This window comes from Bifidobacterium choloepi, from assembly GCF_010667615.1.
GTDB lineage: Bacteria > Actinomycetota > Actinomycetes > Actinomycetales > Bifidobacteriaceae > Bifidobacterium > Bifidobacterium choloepi.
The window spans coordinates 500,662-517,559 of record NZ_VYSG01000001.1 but is presented as its reverse complement, the minus strand read 5'-3'; the positions used below and the strand labels follow the sequence as shown (position 1 = coordinate 517,559).

Below are 16,898 nucleotides of genomic sequence, written 5' to 3'. Positions count from 1 at the left end.
CTTCTTTCCAGTTTTCTTCCAGTTCCCGGATTGGCGATGGCGGAGGAGACACCGGCAGTCGCGGGATGGGGCGCGGGTTTTTCAAGAAGGAGGGGCGTGTTTTCCGAGAATTTGGAAAAACGTTTTAGCTTTTGGGCGTTCCCAGACGAAAACGATGGTATTGTGGGACCAACACGGCCTTGGCAACGAGGCCCGGTCCCCATGAACCGCGCCGGAATCGGCGAATTGCGGCCGGTATGCGGGGAGCGAATCGTTCCATGCATACACATCGATATAGAGGGAACAGGGAAGGTCCAAAGGAGGACAACCATGGTAGAGAAGATTATCCTCGACTGCGATCCGGGACACGACGACGCCGTCGCGCTGCTGCTCGCCGTCGCGAACCCGGCGATCGACTTGATCGGCGTGACGACGGTCGGCGGCAATGCCGCGCTCGAGAAGTGCACCTACAACGCCCGCGCCTGCCTCGAGCAGTACGGCGCGACCGACATCCCGGTCCATGCCGGCTGCGACCGTCCGCTGGTCCACCCGCTGGAAGTCGCCGACTACGTGCACGGCGAGACCGGCCTCGACGGCGCCGAACTGCCGGTGCCGACCCGTCCGCTCGACGAGGGCCACGCCGTCAACTGGATCGTCGACACGATCATGAACAACCCGCCGAAGACGATCACGCTCGTCCCGACCGGCCCGCTGACCAACATCGCGATGGCCATGCGCATGGAGCCGCGCATCGTCGAGCGCGTCAAGCAGGTCGTCCTGATGGGCGGCGGCTACAACATCGGCAACTGGTCCGCCGTCGCCGAGTTCAACGTCAAGACCGATCCGGAAGCCGCCCACATGGTGTTCGCCGAGAAGGGCTGGCCCGTCACGATGATCGGCCTCGACCTGACGCACCAGGCGCTGTGCACGCCGGCCGTCCAGGCCAAGATCGACGAGATCGGCACGCCGACCGCCAAGTTCATCAGCGAGCTGATGGACTTCTTCCGCAAGTCCTATCAGGATTCCGAGGAGTTCATCGATCCGCCGGTCCACGATCCGTGCACCGTCGCCTACCTGATCGACCCGTCGGTCATCAAGATGCGTCGCGCTCCCGTCGAGGTGGAGCTGCGCGGCGACCTGACCGTCGGCATGACGGTCGCCGACCTGCGCGGTCTCGAGCCGTCCGCCGAGGAGTGCAACACCCAGGTCGCGACGAAGCTCGACTTCGACAAGTTCTGGAACCTCGTCATCGACGCCGTCAAGCGCATCGGCTGATCGAGTCCCGGAGCTGATCAGGCCCTGATATGAACGATCCCCGCCAATGGCGGGGATCGTTTCGTTTGATGTCACCAGCCCGAGCTGCAGGCTCGGGCTGGTGACATCGCAATGGCGGGGCATGGGTCACCGCGCGAATCTACCGCAGCGCCTTGGCGGCGATGTCGTGGCGGTAGAAGAGGCCGGGAGTGTCGACGGCGTCGAGGATGTCGTAGATCTTGCGCTGCGCCTCGGCGATCGTCGGGGCACTCGTCTCGACGAGCAGCACGCGGCCCGAGTTCGCGACGAGCTTCGGGGCGGCCTCCTCGCCTCCGGAAGCGGCGACGCCGTTGCCGGCGGAGGCGGCGCGTGAATCGTCGCTGGCGGTCCTCTCGTCAGGAGCGAGACCGACGCCGGCGTAGTAGACGTGCGTCTCGTCGTCGAGATCGCCGAAATCGGGGACCGGGGCGCCCTTGACGACGTCGCCGGGGTAGCCGTCGGACGCGAGCACGACGCCGATCGTCGCGCCGTCGGTGTCCCATGCGAAGACCGGTTCGGCGCCGACCTTCGGGAACGAGCCGGTCTGCACGATGTCGTCGGCCGACTGCGGCGCCGCCACGCCGTCGCCGGACTGCAGGATCGTCCAGATCGCGGCGCCGAGGTCGCTCTTGAGGCGCGGCAGCACGACTTCCGTTTCCGGGTCGCCGAAGCGGGCGTTGAACTCGATGACCTTCGGGCCGTCGGCCGTCGCGATGAGTCCGGCGTACAGGATGCCGGTGAACGGCGCGCCCTCGGCCGCCATTGCCTCGACGGTCGGCCGGACGATCGTCCCGATCGCCTCGGCGACCGTCTCGTCGGCGATCTGCGGCACCGGCGAATAGGCGCCCATGCCGCCGGTGTTCGGGCCTTCGTCGTTGTCGTAGGCGCGCTTGTGGTCCTGCGAGATCGGCATCGGCCAGAAGTCGGTGCCGTTGACGAAGCTCATCAGCGAAAATTCCTGGCCCTCGAGATAGTCCTCGATGACGACCTTCGCGCCGGCGTTGCCGAAGCGGTGGTCGACGAAGATGTCGTCGAGCGCGGCAAGCGCCGTCTCGACGTCCATCGCGACGGTGACGCCCTTGCCGGCGGCCAGGCCGTCGGCCTTGACGACGATCGGCGCGCCGTGTTCCCTGACATACTCGGCGGCCGGCTCGAGTTCGGCGAACGTCGCGTACTTCGCCGTCGGGATGCCGTGACGATCCATCAGTTTCTTCGCGAAGTCCTTGGAACCCTCGATCTGCGCGGCGGCCTTCGACGGGCCGAATGCCGGAATGCCGGCGTCGGCGAACATGTCGACGATGCCCTCGATGAGCGGCACTTCCGGGCCGACGAACACCCAGTCGATGTCGTTGGCCTGCGCGAAGTCGATCATGGCCGCCTGGTTCGACGGGTTGATCTGCACGACGCGGATGCCGTCGGCTTCCATGCCCGGATTGCCGGGCGCGACGGTCACTTCCTCGACCGAATCGCCCTTGAGTAGCGTGTGCGCAATCGCATGTTCGCGCGCACCGGATCCGATGACGAGTACTTTCTGTCCCATGATGTATCTTTCTCCAATTCGGACTCCTCCGGAGAGGAGGTCCATAAGCTCACGCGAGTTCGACGTCTTCCTGTGTCTTCGGCACGATTCGTCCGATCTTCACGCCCCGCTCGCCGACGGACTCGAGCGCGGCGAGCGCCTCGTCGGCGCGCTCGGCCGGCACGGCGACGACCATGCCGATGCCCATGTTGAAGACGTTGTACATTTCCATGTGGTCGATTTCGCCGGCCTTCTCGATGACATCGAAGATCGGCGGCACGGTCCAGCTGCCGAGCTCGATGTGTGCGGCCAGGCCGTCGGGGATCATGCGCGGGACGTTCTCGACGAAGCCGCCGCCGGTGATGTGGGCGACGCCGTGGACGAGACCGTCAGCGGCGAACAGCGGCTTCAGGGCCTTGACGTAGATCTTCGTCGGCGTCAGGATGACATCGCCGAGCGTGCGGGCCCCGGCATTGGCGGACGAATCGTCGCCGCCGTTGAGTTCCGGCAGGACGTCGTCGACCGAGTAGCCGCCGTGGTCGAACAGGGCGCGGCGCACGAGCGAGAAGCCGTTCGAGTGGATGCCGCTCGACGGCAGGCCGATCAGCACGTCGCCGGCGACGATGGCCGAGCCGTCGACGATTCTCGACTTCTCGGCGACGCCGACCGCGAAGCCGGCGAGATCGTATTCGTCCTCGTCGTACATGCCCGGCATTTCCGCCGTCTCGCCGCCGATCAGCGCGGCGCCTGCCTCGACGCAGCCGTCGGCCACGCCGGCGACGACCTGCTCGAGCAGCGCCGGATGGTTCTTGCCGCAGGCGATGTAGTCGAGGAAGAACAGCGGCTCGGCGCCCTGGGCGGCGATGTCGTTGACGCACATCGCCACGCAGTCGACGCCGATCGTGCGGTGCGAATCCATCATCCTGGCGACGACGAGCTTCGTGCCGACGCCGTCGGTGCCGGAGATCAGCACCGGCTCCCTGTAGTCGAGCGACGCGAGGTCGAACAGGCCGCCGAAGCCGCCGATGCCGCCGACGACGCCCGGCCGGTCGGTGCGCGCCACGTGCGACTTGATGCGCTTGACGACTTCGTATCCCGCTTCGACGCTCACGCCGGCGTCTTCATATGCCTTGGGCATTCGTTGGGCCTTTCCTTGTAGTTATTCGAAATCCGTGGTGACCTGGTATTCGTTGCCGTTGTATTCGCTGACGTCGCGGGCGAACCGGGGCAGGCGCTGGCGGTCCTCCTCGGTGAGCGAGGCGAGGAACGCCGGCTCGTAGTCGTCGAGCGTCGTCGGATAGTCGCCGTTGAAGTACGCCACGCACAGGCCTCCGTACGGCGCGTCGGCGTTCAGGCCGATCGACTCGATGAGGCCGTCGAGCGAGAGGAACGCCAGCGAGTCGGCGCCGATGTAGTCGCGGATCTCGTCGACCGACTTCTTCGCGGCGATGAGTTCCTTCGTCGTCGAGATGTCGATGCCGTAGAAGCACGGATACTTGAGCGGCGGCGAGCTGATGCGCATGTGGACCTCGGCGGCGCCGGCCTCGCGCAGCAGGCTGACGATGTACTTCGACGTCGTGCCGCGGACAATCGAGTCGTCCAGCACGACGACGCGCTTGCCCTTGACGACGGAACGCACCGCCGACAGCTTCATCCTGACGCCCTGCTCGCGCAGTTCCTGCGTCGGCTGGATGAACGTGCGGGCGATGTACTGGTTCTTGATCAGGCCCATCTCGTTCGGCAGGCCGATCGTCTCGGCGTAGCCGGACGCCGCCGACAGCGACGAGTTCGGCACGCCGATGACCATATCGGCGTCGGCCGGCGCCTCCTGTGCCAGGCGCGCGCCCATGCGCTTGCGGGCCGTGTGGACGTTGACGCCGTAGATGTCGGAGTCGGGGCGGGCGAAGTAGATGAACTCCATCGAGCAGATCGACAGCTGCGTCAGCCCGGTGTACTGGACGACCCGGTAGCCGTCGTCGTTGACGATGACGATTTCGCCGGGACGGATGTTGCGCACGAGCTCGGCGCCGACGACGTCGAGCGCGCAGGTTTCCGACGCGAGCACGTAGGCGCCGTTCTTCATGCGGCCGAGCGAGAGCGGGCGGAAGCCGTTCGGGTCGAGCGCGCCGACCATCTCGTGCTCGGTCATGATCAGGTAGGCGAAGCCGCCGTGGACGGTGTTGAGCGCTTCCTTGAGCTTGTCGACGAACGTGCCGCGCACCGAGCGGCGGATGAGGTGCATGAGGACTTCGGTGTCCGAATTCGAATGGAAGATTGCGCCGTCGTCCTCGAGGGCGCGCCGCAGCGACTGGCAGTTGGTCAGGTTGCCGTTGTGACACAGTGCCATGTCGCCGTCATGGAAGCGGAAGACGAACGGCTGGATGTTGTCGAGGCCGCCGCTGCCGGCCGTCGCGTAGCGTACGTGGCCGATCGCCCGGTCGCCCCTGAGCTTCTCGATGTCCTTCTCGTCGTGGAAGACCTGCGTGAGCAGCCCGAGCCCCCGGTGGCCGATCAGGTGGCCGCCGTCGTTGGATACGATTCCCGCGCCCTCCTGGCCGCGGTGCTGCAGCGCGTGCAGGCCGAAGTAGGTCAGGCGCGCGGCGTCGGGGTGACCCCATACGCCGAAAATACCGCATTCTTCATGGATGTCCTCGAGTTCAGCCGACAAGCCAAGACTCCTTCCAGGGTGGGAAAGACGGGGGTTTCTCTGCCGAGGCCAACCCTAGCAACTTCCGACTACAAGGGGGCGCCCACGGGGGCGTGGAGGTCGCTCCGGCCGCTGGCGCGAACCGGACGGATCGGCGGTTTTCCACCGTTTTCCGACGGGGTTACATTGCGGACCGTCTTTCGCAATGTGGACGGGCGCCATTTGTCGCACAGGGAAATCGAAGGCGGGAGAATCGCCGCATTCCTACAATCGCTGGTAAAGGGAAACTCTGTCAGGAATGGGGGACGACATGGCCAACGACGAGAAGTCCGACGGCACGAAGAAGAGCGGCGCCGCCGCCGAAGACGTCAGGAAGGCCGCAGCGAAGACGACGGGCGCGGAAGCGCTCGAGCGTTCCGAGCACAGCAAGGACTATCGCGACGAAAAGCATCGCGAGGAGCTCGAGGACGACCGTCGCGAACGCCGCGAGCGCGAGAAGCGCGACCGCGAACGCGAGCTGGCGCGCCAGCGCGAGCAGCTCGCCGAGGAGCGCGTCGACGAGCTCGAGGAGCGCGAGGCCGACGAGGATCTCGAGAACACCGGCTATCCGGCCAGCGTCGTGCTGGCGCTCGTGTTCGGCATCCTGTTCGTCATCCTCGAGATCCTCGAGCTGTGCGCGGGCACGCAGATCAAGTACCTGTTCTGGGCCGCGATCACGCCGGTGCTGCTGTGCATCTGGGGTCTCGTCGACGTCTACGAGCCGGGCCGCCACTACAAGGGCATCGTCGGCTGCTGGATTGCCGTCGCCCTCACCGTCATCGGCATCATCCTCGGCTTCTGCTGACGCCGATCGGCTACGTGTAACGCCGATACTTCTTTTCTGGATGTCGCCATTCCCGTGATCGGATCACGGGAATGGCGACATCTTTTTGTTGCCGTCGTCCCGGTAGTCCTGATAGCTGCTGCCGAAACGCCGATTGGACCGCTTCGAACAATTGTTCGATAATGGATGGCATGGCTGAACCGCGAACCTATCTGGCGATCGACTTGAAGTCGTTCTATGCCTCGGCCGAGTGCGCCTCGATGGGCCTCGACCCGCTGGCGACGAACCTTGTCGTCGCCGACGCCTCGCGCACCGACAAGACGATCTGTCTCGCCGTCTCGCCGACGCTCAAGGCGTACGGCATTGCCGGTCGCCCGCGCCTGTTCGAGGTCAAGCGCATCATGCAGCAGGTCAACGAACGGCGGCGACTGCGGGCGCCCGGACGCCGGCTGTCCGGCAACTCCGTCAACGCTGCCCAACTGGCCGCCAATCCGGCGCTCGAGGCCGGATTCGTCGTCGCCAAGCCGCGCATGGCGTACTACCTCGAGACGAGCGCGAAGATCTACGGCATCTACCTCGACTACGCGTCGGCCGACGACATCCACGTCTACTCGGTCGACGAGGTGTTCATCGACGTCACGCACTATCTCGGCTACTACGGCTGCACGGCCCACGAACTGGCCCGGCGCATCGTCGCCGACATCTGCGCGGTCACCGGCATCACGGCGACGGCCGGCATCGGCACGAACCTCTACCTCGCCAAGGTGGCGATGGACATCGTCGCCAAGCACATCCCCGCCGACCGCGACGGCGTGCGCATCGCCGAACTCGACGAAACGTCCTACCGCCGACGGCTCTGGAGCCACCGGCCGCTCACCGACTTCTGGCGCGTCGGCCGCGGCACCGCCCGCAAGCTCGAGCACGCCGGCCTGTGGACGATGGGCGATATCGCCCGCTGCTCGCTCGGCGCTCCGGGAGAGGCCTACAACGAGGACATGCTCTACCGCATGTTCGGCGTCAACGCCGAACTGCTCATCGACCATGCCTGGGGCTGGGAACCCGTCACGATCGCCGACATCAAGGCCTACCGGCCGTCGGTGCGCAGCCATGGCGACGGCCAGGTGCTGCCGCGGCCGTACCGTTTCGCCGAGGCGCGCAACGTCGCCTGCGAAATGGCCGACCGGATCGCGCTCGACCTCGTCGAGAAGCAGTCGACCGGCGACAGGGTGGCGCTCGCCGTCCACTACGACGGCTCGAGCCTGGCGCCCGGACTCGGCGGACGCGGCGCCGACGGCATGCCGCGCGGCCGCGGCGCCTACGACGGGCCGCTGTCCTACGACCGCTACGGGCGCCCGCGGCCGAAAGGCGTCCACGGTTCGATGGATCTCGGCCGGTTCACGTCGTCGGCGCGCGCCATCCGCGAGGCGACCGGTTCGCTGTTCGACCGGATTGTCGACCCATCGCTGGCCGTGCGGCGCATCACCGTCGAGATCTGCCATGTGCGCGGACCGGGGGAGGGTGGCTACGAACAGCCCGGTCTCTTCGACGAGTCCGGTGCCGCCGACGACCGCCAGGACATTGCCGTGCAGCGCGCCGTGCTCGACATCAAGAAAAAATTCGGCGGCAACGCCGTCATCAAGGGCATGGACCTCGACGAGGGCGCCACCGGCATCCAGCGCAACAACCAGATTGGCGGCCACGCGGCGTGACAGGCCATGACGGAAGGATCGTGCACTATCGACACCGATATCGACAGCCGCAACCGGCGACGACTCGCGCAACCATACGCGCGGCGAAAAGGGGAGTGACATCATGCTGGACGAATCGACGGAACGCTACGGCGACATCATCGACCTGCCGCACCACCGGTCGCGCACGCGGCCGCACATGACGGTGCACAACCGCGCCGCCCAGTTCATGCCGTTCGCGGCGCTGCGCGGCTTCGACGACGTCATCGACCGGCAGACCAGCAGCGTGCAGCGGCAGGAACGCGGCCGGCTGCAGCCCGGACCCGACGACGAGGATTCCCTCAACGGCCGCCTCGTCGAACTGCTCGGCCAGCTCGAGCACCGTCCATGGGTGACGATCACGCATTTCCAGGCCGACGGTTCCCGCGGCGCCGGCGGCGGCGACTATGTGCTGACCGAGGGCATCGTCCGCCGTTTCGACGCCGCCGAACGCGTTCTCGTCATGGATGACGACAGCCGCATCCCGCTGTCCGCCATCCTCGCGCTTGATTTCTGACCGCCGTTTCCCGTCCGGTTCGGGAACTCTGTCGCGGCGGCGGTATCATGACGGGGAAATCGAGGTGAAGCATGCGCATTGGATTCTATGGCGACGGATTCATCGCCGGACGCGTGGCGGCGACGCTGGCGAAGATGGGCGACGGCTACGAACTGTACGCCGTGTATGGCAGGTCGGAAGGGAAGGCCCGGCAATTCGCCGACAAGTTCGGCTTCCGGAACGTCTACACGGACGAGGAAGCGTTCTTCGACGATCCCGCCGTCGATCTCGTCTACGTCGCCGTCATCAACTCGCTGCACGGCACGGTCGCGACGAAGGCGATCGAGCACGGCAAGGCGACCATTGTCGAGAAGCCGTACTGCATGACGGCAGCCGAGGCGCGCGACGTGTTCCGGCTGGCGGACGAACACGGCGTGTTCACGACGGAAGCCGACTGGACGAACTACGCGCCGGCGCGTTTTCTCGTCGACGACCTGCTGAAATCGGGAAAGGCCGGCGACATCCGACGGGCCGAAACGACGATGGCGAACAACGTGTTCGTCGACGCCCACGACCGGATCGTCAACAAGGCCGAGGGCGGCGGCGCGCTGCTGGAATTCGGCGTGTACACCATCGGCGACGCGCTGATGGCGCATTTCGGCACGTCGCCGGCGCCGGTCATCGAAAGCATCCGGTGCGACAAGATCGAGAGCGGCGTGGACGTGCGCGACTGGATCGAGCTGAAGTTTCCCGGCGGCCCGTCCTGCTCCGTCTTCCACAATGTCGAGCAGCCGCGGCCGTTCGTCAAGTTCGCCAACTACTACGGCACGAAGGGGACCGTCAAGGTGGAGGGAACGTCGCTGGTCACCGGCATCGTGCTGGAGGACCTCGACGGCACGGTGCTCGAGCGCGTGCCGATCCCGCCGATGATTTCCGGCTACGAATACGAATTCGAGGCCTGCCGCAGGGCGTTGGCGGCCGGGGCTCTGGAATGCGTGGAGCAGCCCCACGCAATGACACTGGCCGTGCTGGACGTGATGGACGCGTTGCGCGAACGCGCGGGAATGTAATCGGCCTTCTGCCTCTGCTACTTCTTGTCCTTCTTCAGCAGCCGCCGCACCTCGGCGACGAGCTTCGGACGGGACAGGTCTTCCAGTGTCGGATAGTTCTCGATAAGCCGGCGCTGCTGGTAGCTGAACTCGTGGCGCACCTTCGCGGCGAGCTCTTCGGCGTGCCGTCCGGTGCGCGTGCTGTCGAGACGACGGGCGACGTCGGCCTTGACGGCGGCGGCATGGCCGTCGGCACGCGACTCCGCGGCGGCGAGCTTCTCGTCGGCGCTCGTCCTGGCGGAAGCAAGGTGCTCGTCGGCGCGCGTGATGACCGGATCGATCTCGGCGATCTTTTCCTGCTTCCAGTCCTTGATGTCGGTCTCGACATGGCCGAGCCGCGAACGCAGGCTGATCAGGCCGGCGAGCGTGACGGCGGCGTCGGCAAGCAGCATCGCGAGCAGGATGCCACTGACGACAGCGAGCGGCACGGCGGGAATACGGTCGAGCCAGCCGAGCACCCACGGCTGCACCCACAGCTTGACGGCGGTGGCGCCGAGACCGAACGCGACGAAGCCGTTCAGGTACACGCGGCCGTTGATGTTGAACGGCTTGTTCGAATAGTCCCAGAACCGCACGTGGAACAGCTTCTCGATGCCCCACGACGTGACATATTCGAGCGTGCAGGCGAGCACGCCGCTCGACAGGAAGATGACAAGCGGCTGGTGTTCGCCGGCGAGCGCGAACAGCACGATCATCGCGCCGAAGCCGTAGATCGGACACAGAGGCCCGTTGAGCATGCCGCGGTCGACGAACCGCTTCTTCATGACGATGTTGAGGCCGGTTTCCCACAGCCAGCCGACGAAGCTGTACAGCAGGAACCAGCAGAAGACGCGTTCGATGGCGATGAGGAGGTGCGGCATGGGCTCCATCGAACCGGAGGCGGTTGACATCGGCCGCTCCGGTTCGCCGGTAGCGAGTGTCGGCGACTAGGCTGGGTGGCAATGGAGGGAACGATTCTCGCGAAAGGACGGTGCCCATGCCGATTCCGAAGGCCATCTATTCGGCGATCACGCACCTGACGCCGGACGCCTCGCATGCGTACCGACTGCAGCGCGTCGTCGAGGGCGTGGGCGCCCGGCTCGAGGGCGGCCTGCGCGGCAAATGCGCCGTCCAGGACATCCACCTGTCGATGTCCGACGACTACCGGCTGCCGCTGCGCGTCTTCACGCCGCTGCAGGCCGTCACCGAGACGCGCCACGCCGCCGAGGCCGCCTTGCAGCACCGCCAGGAGGAGTCGATCGCCGAGGTGCTGCGCGAGCTGGAAGGCGAGGAAATCCGCAACGAGATCCGGCTCGGCGACGACCAGCGCCGGCAGGCGGCCGCGCGCACGTGCCGCATCCGGCCAGAAATGCAGTTCGGCGGCCGCTATCCGGACGCGCCGGCGACGGCCACGACGGCGACGCCCGACCTGACCGACCCGGCGCTGATGCCGACGCACCTGAACGGCACCGTGCTCTTCATCCATGGCGGAGGCTGGGCGACCGGCAGTCCGGAGCTGTATACCGACGCGTGCGCCAACCTCGCCCTGCAGACCAATCGCCGCGTCGTCTCGGTCGACTACCGCCGCGCGCCCGACTACCGGTTCCCGCAGGCGCCGGAGGACTGCTACGAGGCCGCCCGCCAGCTGGCGACCGGCGAGCTGCGGCTGCCGCCAGTGCATGGCGTGGAACAGTTCGTCGTGCCGGAGCGGCTCGTCGTCTTCGGCGACAGCGCCGGCGGCAACCTGACGGCTGCCGTCTCGCTGATGGCCCGCGACCGCGGCGAGTTCGCCATCCGCACGCAGATGATGCTCTATCCGTGCCTGAACAACGACTACGATCCGGACACGACGCTCTTCGACTCGGTGCGCACGAACGGCAAGGACTACATGCTCACGGCGAAGGACATGGCCGACTATGTCAACATGTACCGGTCGAGCCCGGCCGACTTCATGGACCCGTACTTCGCGCCGCTCAACTCGACCGACCTGACCCGCCAGCCGCGCACCTTGATGATGACGGCCGAATACTGTCCGCTGCGCGACGAGGGCGAGACCTACGCGCGCGAGCTCGCGCAGGCCGGCAACGACGTCGAGTGCTACCGCATCCGCAACGGCGTCCACGGCTACTTCCTGTACCCGCGCGCCACGCACCTCGTCACCGACACATACGCCGTCATCCGGCATTTCCTCGACGGCGAGCCGCTCGGCGACGCCGACGCCGCCGGCGAGCCGTCCGGACCGGACGAATCGTCCGGCGCCATCCGGATCGAGCTGGACGATTCGTCCGCGACGGACGGCGCGCACATGTCGCGGGGAAAGGACGTGCGGCGGTGACACAGTCCTGGTACGCGCTCGACAACGTCGGCAAGTTCTATTCGGCGCAGGCCGGCCGCTCGCTGCAGACGGTGTTCCGGTTCTCCGCCGGCGTCGCTGATCCCGTCGACCCGGTCCTGCTGCAGCAGGCGCTCGACGCCGCGATCGAACAGTTTCCGAGCTTCAACGTGAACTTGCGCAACGGCCTGTTCTGGCACTATCTCGTGCAGTCGGAGGCGAAGCTGCTCGTCGCGCCGGAAACCCTGCCGATCTGCTCGCGGCTGCACCACGGGCCGGCGAGCACGCTGTTCCGCGTGACCTACCATCGCGAGCGCATCAACCTCGAGGTCTCGCACATGGTGTCCGACGGTCGCGGCGCGATCAACCTGTTCAAGGCGATCGTGCAGCGCTACGTGAGCCTGCGCTACCACGTGACCGGCGTACCGTCGGATTATGCCGGCTCGGACAGCGACAAGGCCGAGAACAGCTTTGACAAGTTCTACGAGAAGGACAAGGCCGCCGCCACGCCGACGACGAAGATCTTCCGGATTCCGGGCTTCCAGGACCGGTCGGCGCCGACGTTCCTCGAGCTGCACGTGAGCGCGTCGGCCGTGCTGGAGCTCGCCCACGCCTGCGGCGTCTCGCTGACGTCATACCTGATCGCGCTGATCATCGTCGCCATCCGCCAGTGCATGCCGTTGCGCGCCGTCGGCAGGAAGGCGATCCGCGTCGACATTCCCGTCGACCTGCGCGGTTTCTACGGTTCGGACACGGTGCGGAATTTCTACGGCATGACCTACGTCGCCTATGTGCCGCAGGACGGGGACGGCACCGGAGACGCGGGAATCGTCGCCGCCCGCCGTCCGTCTTCGCAGGACGATGACGATTCGTCCGCCGGTTGCGCCCCCGTCGCCGACATCGCCCGCGAAGTCCAGGAGCAGCTGACAACGGCGACAAGCCGCGAACGCATCGCCGGCTACATGAACACGATGGTCAGGCTCGAGAAGAACGCCGTGCTCAGGGTGGCGCCGTCGGCCGCGAAGGACGTCGTGCTCGACCTCGCGCAGAAAATGACGGAACGGCAGACGACGACGACCGTCTCGAACGTCGGCAGGATCGTCTTCGATCCGCGCATTGCCGAACACGTCCGCACCGTCTCGATGCTGACGACGCCGGCCGGACTGAACTTCACCGTCTGCTCGTTCGAAGACGACCTGTCGATCGGCGTTTCCTCGATCTATCGGGAGCTGGACGTGACGAAGAACCTGGTGCGGCTGCTGGCCGCGCAGGGCGTGACCGGCGTCGTGAACGCGGCCGGCGCGCTGGTGGAGGAGCGGAACAATGCTGAAATGTGAGGCGTGCGGCGTGGAGCTGACCGGAAACCTGCGGCGCTGTCCGCTGTGCCAGGGAACGCTGGACGGCGGTCCGGACGACGTCGTGCCGTCGCCGCTGCCGTCACAGCGCGTGTTCCTGCAGTCGCGGCGGCTGGCCGCCCAGATCGTGACGTTCGCCGCGGGACTGCTGGTCATCCTCGGCGTGTTCTTCATGGTCCTGTTCGACTGGCCGTGGCGGATCGTGCTCGCCTGCTGCCTGAGCGTGGCGGTGACGGGACTGTACGCCGTCAACGCCATCCGCCAGGCCGTCGGCCCGCTGCGGCTGCTGCTGCGCGCGTTCTACGTCGTCGAGCTCGCGGCGCTGATCTGGTTCGCCGTCCTCGGCAGCCGGATCGTCACGATGTTCGTCATTCCGATCACGACGATGGCGGCGATCGGCACGGGCGCCATCCTGATGATGGTGCTCGGCACCGAGGCACTCGACCGGTTCTTCAAGTACTTCGTGTTCAACATCGTCTTCGCGCTGTTGCCGCTCGTGTTCCTGCCACTCGGCTGGGCGCCGTGGCGGCTGCTTGTCATGGTCAGCGCGCTCGTCGGCGTGCTGTTCGCGTTCGCGCTCGCCGTCTTCGCCCACCGTCAGGTCCGCCGCGAATTCGGCAAGCAGTTCGGCGCGTGATCCATGCAGTCGGCACCTTCCTTCCAGTACCGGAAACCAGCTGGAAGAGAGATGCCGTCATGAGCCGGTAAACCAGCACCTTCCTTCCAGCTTGGCACCGAAACTGGAAGAAGGGTGCCGTCACCAGTCGGTAAAGCGGCACCTTCTTTCCAGTACCGGAAACCAGCTGGAAGAAGGGTGCCGTGGTTGGTCGACGAAACGGCACTTTCTTTCCAGTTCGGCACGGGAACTGGACAGAAAGTGCCGTTGGCGGGGATATTCGGCGAGCGCCGCCGTCACCAGTCCAGGTCGACGGTGGCCGGCTCGCCCTTGGCCAGGACCTGGCCGCGGCGGATGCTGTAGAGCAGGTCGGCGTTCGTGTTGAGCACCTCGTAGAAGTTCGGGGCGTTCAGGATGATGCAGTTCGCCGGGCGTCCGGTCTCGATGCCGTAGGCGTCGCCAAGGTGCATCGTGCGCGCGCCGTTCGTCGTCACGAACCTGTACGAGTCCATGAGCTGCGAGTAGCCCATGAGCTGCGCGGCGTAGACGCCCATCCTGACGACGTCGACCATGTTGCAGGTGCCGAGCGGGCTCCACGGGTCGCGGATGTCGTCCTCGCCGAACGCGACGTTGACGCCGTTCTCGTTCAGCTCCTTGACGCGCGTCAGTCCGCGGCGCTTCGGATAGGTGTCGAAGCGGCCGCCGAGATGCATGTTGACGAGCGGGTTCGAGACGAAGTTGATGTCGGCCATCTTCAGCAGGCGCATCAGCTTGTAGGCGTAGGCGTCGTTGTACGAGCCGAACGCGGTGGTGTGGCTTGCCGTGACGCGGTCCTTGAGGCCGCTTTCCAGCGCGAGCGTTGCGAGGACCTCGAGGTTGCGGGACGCCGGATCGTCGATCTCGTCGCAGTGGACGTCGACGAGCCGGTCGTTCTCGACGGCGAGGTCCATCAGGAATTGCAGCGATTCGCGCCCGTAGTCGCTCGTGAACTCGAAGTGCGGAATGCCGCCGACGACGTCGGCGCCCTCGGCGACGGCCGCGCGCATCAGGTCCTTGCCGTTCGGATAGGACAGGATGCCTTCCTGCGGGAACGCAACGACCTGCAGGTCGACGTACGGCTCGACTTCCTCGCGGACTTCCAGCATCGCGTGCAACGCCGTCAGCGTCGGGTCGGTGACGTCGACATGCGTGCGGACGCACTGGATGCCGTGGGCGGCCATGTTCTTCAGCGTCGCGACGGCGCGGTCGTGGACGTCCTGCTTCGTCAGGCTTTGCTTGCGTTCGCTCCAGATCCGGATGCCGTCGAATAGCGTGCCGGACTCGTTCCACTCCGGCTCGCCGGCCGTCAGCGTCGCGTCGAGGTGGACGTGCGGGTCGACGAACGGCGGCAGCAGCAGGCCGCCGCGGCCGTCGACGACTTCCTCGCCGTCCTTCGGCACGATTCCCGCGCCGATCCGTCCGAACACGTCCCCGTCGACTTCGACATCGAGCAGCTCCGGGGAATTTTCCACATGTACATTGCGAATGATCATGCCATCCATGATAGTGCCGACCGCCCTTGCAAACGCTGGCCTCAGCCCCCTTTCTCCGGCTTTCCGGGAGGAACCATTCGGAAAGACGGGCGCGCAAGCCGGAAGGAACAGCGATGACGGTTCGGGAGGGCGGTTTAAGACGGAGGGCGTAAGGGGGAGTGCGCCACGGTAGGATTTCCTACAATTGATTCCTGACACGACGCGGAAAGGACTGGGCATGGGCAGGCCATCATCGACTGGGGGCGGCGGGGGCCGTTCGGGTTCCGGCCATTCGTTCGGCGGTTCGGGCCGGCCCGGCGGATCGTCCGGCGGCTTTGGCGGAGGCGGCCGGCCGGGCGGCGGTTCCGGCGGCGGCATCTTCGGCGGAGGAGGATTCGGCGGCGGTTGTCCCGGTGGCGGCTCGGGCGGCGGACGTCCCAGCGGCGGCTTCGGGGGAGGCCCCGGTTTCGGCGGCCCGGGCATGTTCGGGCCGGGCATGGGCCGGCCGGCGCCGCCTCCGCGCCGGCCGCCGCGCCGGCACGTGCCGTTCGTCGCGCCGATCATCGTCACGCCGCCGGTGCGCACCGGCGGGTATCCGGACGGCGGCGCGCCCGACGGTGGCAACCCGAACGGGCAGCCGGGAGGCCGGCCGCCGCACCGCAGTCATGCCGGCCTGTTCGTCGGCCTCGTCGCCGTGTTCCTCGTCATCATCCTCGGCTTCGCGTTCTGCGGTTCGCGAGGATTGTCATCGTCGTCGAACACGGCGTCGGACATCCCATCGAGCACCGTCAACCGCACGAAGCTGACCGGCACGACGTGGACGAACGACTGCGTCGAGGACCAGCTCGGATGGATCGACGACGTCTCGCAGATGGAAAGCCAGCTCAAGACGTTCTACAACGAGACCGGCATCCAGCCGTACGTCGTGCTGCTCAAGTACAGCAGCTCGCTGACGAGCAACAGCGCCATGCAGTCGTACGCCGAACAGTGGTACGACCAGCACATCTCCAACGAGACGACGACGGTCTACTTCTACTTCGCCGGCAAGAACGCCGACACCGACTACGGCTACAACTACCTGTATTCGGGCTCGTCGGCGTCGACGATCATGGACTCGGAGGCGCGCCAGATCTTCTTCGCCTACCTCGACGAGTACTGGGCGACGAGCATGTCGACGCAGCAGGTCATTGTCAAGACGTTCGACTCGACGGCCTCCCGGATCATGACGAAGACGACGACGGCGGCCGACGTGCTCAAGTGGGTCGCGATCGGCATCGTCGTCATCGCCGTCATCGTCGGGGTGATCGTGCTGCTCAGGCTCAAGTTCAAACGCGACCGCGAACGCAACGAGGAGACCGAACGCATCCTGAACACGCCGCTGACGTACTCCGATCCCACGCTCAATAAGTACGAGGGGAACGATTCGTCCGGCGACAAGCCGTCCGGACCGACGATCAGCAGTCCCCGGTAGCCGTCGGCTGGCTGCCCGGGAGCCGGACAGTTCCAGCGAAC

At 66.3% G+C, this 16,898-nt stretch carries 14 protein-coding genes; 9 read left to right on the top strand and 5 right to left on the bottom strand.

The window, feature by feature from the left end:
* The first annotated feature begins 309 nt into the window (after window positions 1-309).
* Window positions 310-1,254, top strand: a complete 945-nt coding sequence (uriH, locus tag F6S87_RS02100; protein WP_163227000.1) for a uridine-preferring nucleoside hydrolase UriH — start codon at window positions 310-312, stop codon at window positions 1,252-1,254.
* 139 nt (window positions 1,255-1,393) lie between these two features.
* On the opposite strand, the gene purD is transcribed toward uriH, so the two are convergent.
* Genes purD through purF form a run of 3 tightly spaced genes read right to left on the bottom strand, consistent with a single transcriptional unit; the run spans window position 1,394 to window position 5,459 of the window.
* Window positions 1,394-2,812 carry a phosphoribosylamine--glycine ligase gene (purD, locus tag F6S87_RS02095; RefSeq protein ID WP_163226999.1) on the bottom strand — a complete coding sequence of 473 codons (1,419 nt, stop codon included), beginning with the start codon at window positions 2,810-2,812 and terminating at the stop codon, window positions 1,394-1,396.
* 49 nt (window positions 2,813-2,861) lie between these two features.
* Entirely contained in the window at window positions 2,862-3,929 is a 1,068-nt protein-coding gene (gene purM, locus F6S87_RS02090; protein ID WP_163226998.1) for a phosphoribosylformylglycinamidine cyclo-ligase, read from the bottom strand.
* A 21-nt stretch (window positions 3,930-3,950) separates the two neighbouring features.
* Window positions 3,951-5,459, bottom strand: a complete 1,509-nt coding sequence (gene purF / locus F6S87_RS02085) for an amidophosphoribosyltransferase (RefSeq protein ID WP_163226997.1) — start codon at window positions 5,457-5,459, stop codon at window positions 3,951-3,953.
* 289 nt (window positions 5,460-5,748) lie between these two features.
* Between purF and F6S87_RS02080 the strand changes: the two genes are divergently transcribed.
* The 4 genes from F6S87_RS02080 (at window position 5,749) to F6S87_RS02065 (ending at window position 9,554) form a co-directional block, all read left to right on the top strand.
* Window positions 5,749-6,282, top strand: a complete 534-nt coding sequence (locus F6S87_RS02080; RefSeq protein WP_163226996.1) for a hypothetical protein — start codon at window positions 5,749-5,751, stop codon at window positions 6,280-6,282.
* Between the two features lie 170 nt (window positions 6,283-6,452).
* Window positions 6,453-7,970 carry a Y-family DNA polymerase gene (locus tag F6S87_RS02075; protein ID WP_163226995.1) on the top strand — a complete coding sequence of 506 codons (1,518 nt, stop codon included), beginning with the start codon at window positions 6,453-6,455 and terminating at the stop codon, window positions 7,968-7,970.
* A gap of 103 nt (window positions 7,971-8,073) precedes the next feature.
* The gene (locus tag F6S87_RS02070) at window positions 8,074-8,505 is read left to right on the top strand and encodes a hypothetical protein (protein ID WP_163226994.1); all 432 of its coding nucleotides are present in this window, start codon (window positions 8,074-8,076) and stop codon (window positions 8,503-8,505) included.
* A 71-nt stretch (window positions 8,506-8,576) separates the two neighbouring features.
* Entirely contained in the window at window positions 8,577-9,554 is a 978-nt protein-coding gene (locus F6S87_RS02065) for a Gfo/Idh/MocA family protein (protein WP_163226993.1), read from the top strand.
* Window positions 9,555-9,571: 17 nt separating this feature from the next.
* Here F6S87_RS02065 and F6S87_RS02060 read toward each other — a convergent pair whose 3' ends face one another.
* A complete protein-coding gene (locus F6S87_RS02060) occupies window positions 9,572-10,462 on the bottom strand; it encodes a putative ABC transporter permease (RefSeq protein ID WP_163227545.1) in 891 nt (296 codons plus the stop codon).
* Between the two features lie 107 nt (window positions 10,463-10,569).
* Between F6S87_RS02060 and F6S87_RS02055 the strand changes: the two genes are divergently transcribed.
* Genes F6S87_RS02055 through F6S87_RS02045 form a run of 3 tightly spaced genes read left to right on the top strand, consistent with a single transcriptional unit; the run spans window position 10,570 to window position 13,896 of the window.
* Window positions 10,570-11,907 carry an alpha/beta hydrolase gene (locus tag F6S87_RS02055; RefSeq protein WP_231129304.1) on the top strand — a complete coding sequence of 446 codons (1,338 nt, stop codon included), beginning with the start codon at window positions 10,570-10,572 and terminating at the stop codon, window positions 11,905-11,907.
* Window positions 11,904-13,241, top strand: a complete 1,338-nt coding sequence (locus F6S87_RS02050; RefSeq protein WP_163226992.1) for an alcohol acetyltransferase — start codon at window positions 11,904-11,906, stop codon at window positions 13,239-13,241. Before F6S87_RS02055 ends, F6S87_RS02050 begins: the two co-directional genes overlap by 4 nt.
* Window positions 13,228-13,896, top strand: a complete 669-nt coding sequence (locus F6S87_RS02045) for a DUF6320 domain-containing protein (protein WP_163226991.1) — start codon at window positions 13,228-13,230, stop codon at window positions 13,894-13,896. Before F6S87_RS02050 ends, F6S87_RS02045 begins: the two co-directional genes overlap by 14 nt.
* A gap of 275 nt (window positions 13,897-14,171) precedes the next feature.
* Here F6S87_RS02045 and codA read toward each other — a convergent pair whose 3' ends face one another.
* Window positions 14,172-15,407 carry a cytosine deaminase gene (gene codA, locus F6S87_RS02040; RefSeq protein ID WP_163226990.1) on the bottom strand — a complete coding sequence of 412 codons (1,236 nt, stop codon included), beginning with the start codon at window positions 15,405-15,407 and terminating at the stop codon, window positions 14,172-14,174.
* 217 nt (window positions 15,408-15,624) lie between these two features.
* Here codA and F6S87_RS08585 point away from each other — a divergent pair, with 217 nt between their 5' ends.
* Complete coding sequence (locus F6S87_RS08585) at window positions 15,625-16,857, top strand: hypothetical protein (protein WP_196779066.1); 1,233 nt, start codon at window positions 15,625-15,627, stop codon at window positions 16,855-16,857.
* Window positions 16,858-16,898 lie beyond the last annotated feature (41 nt).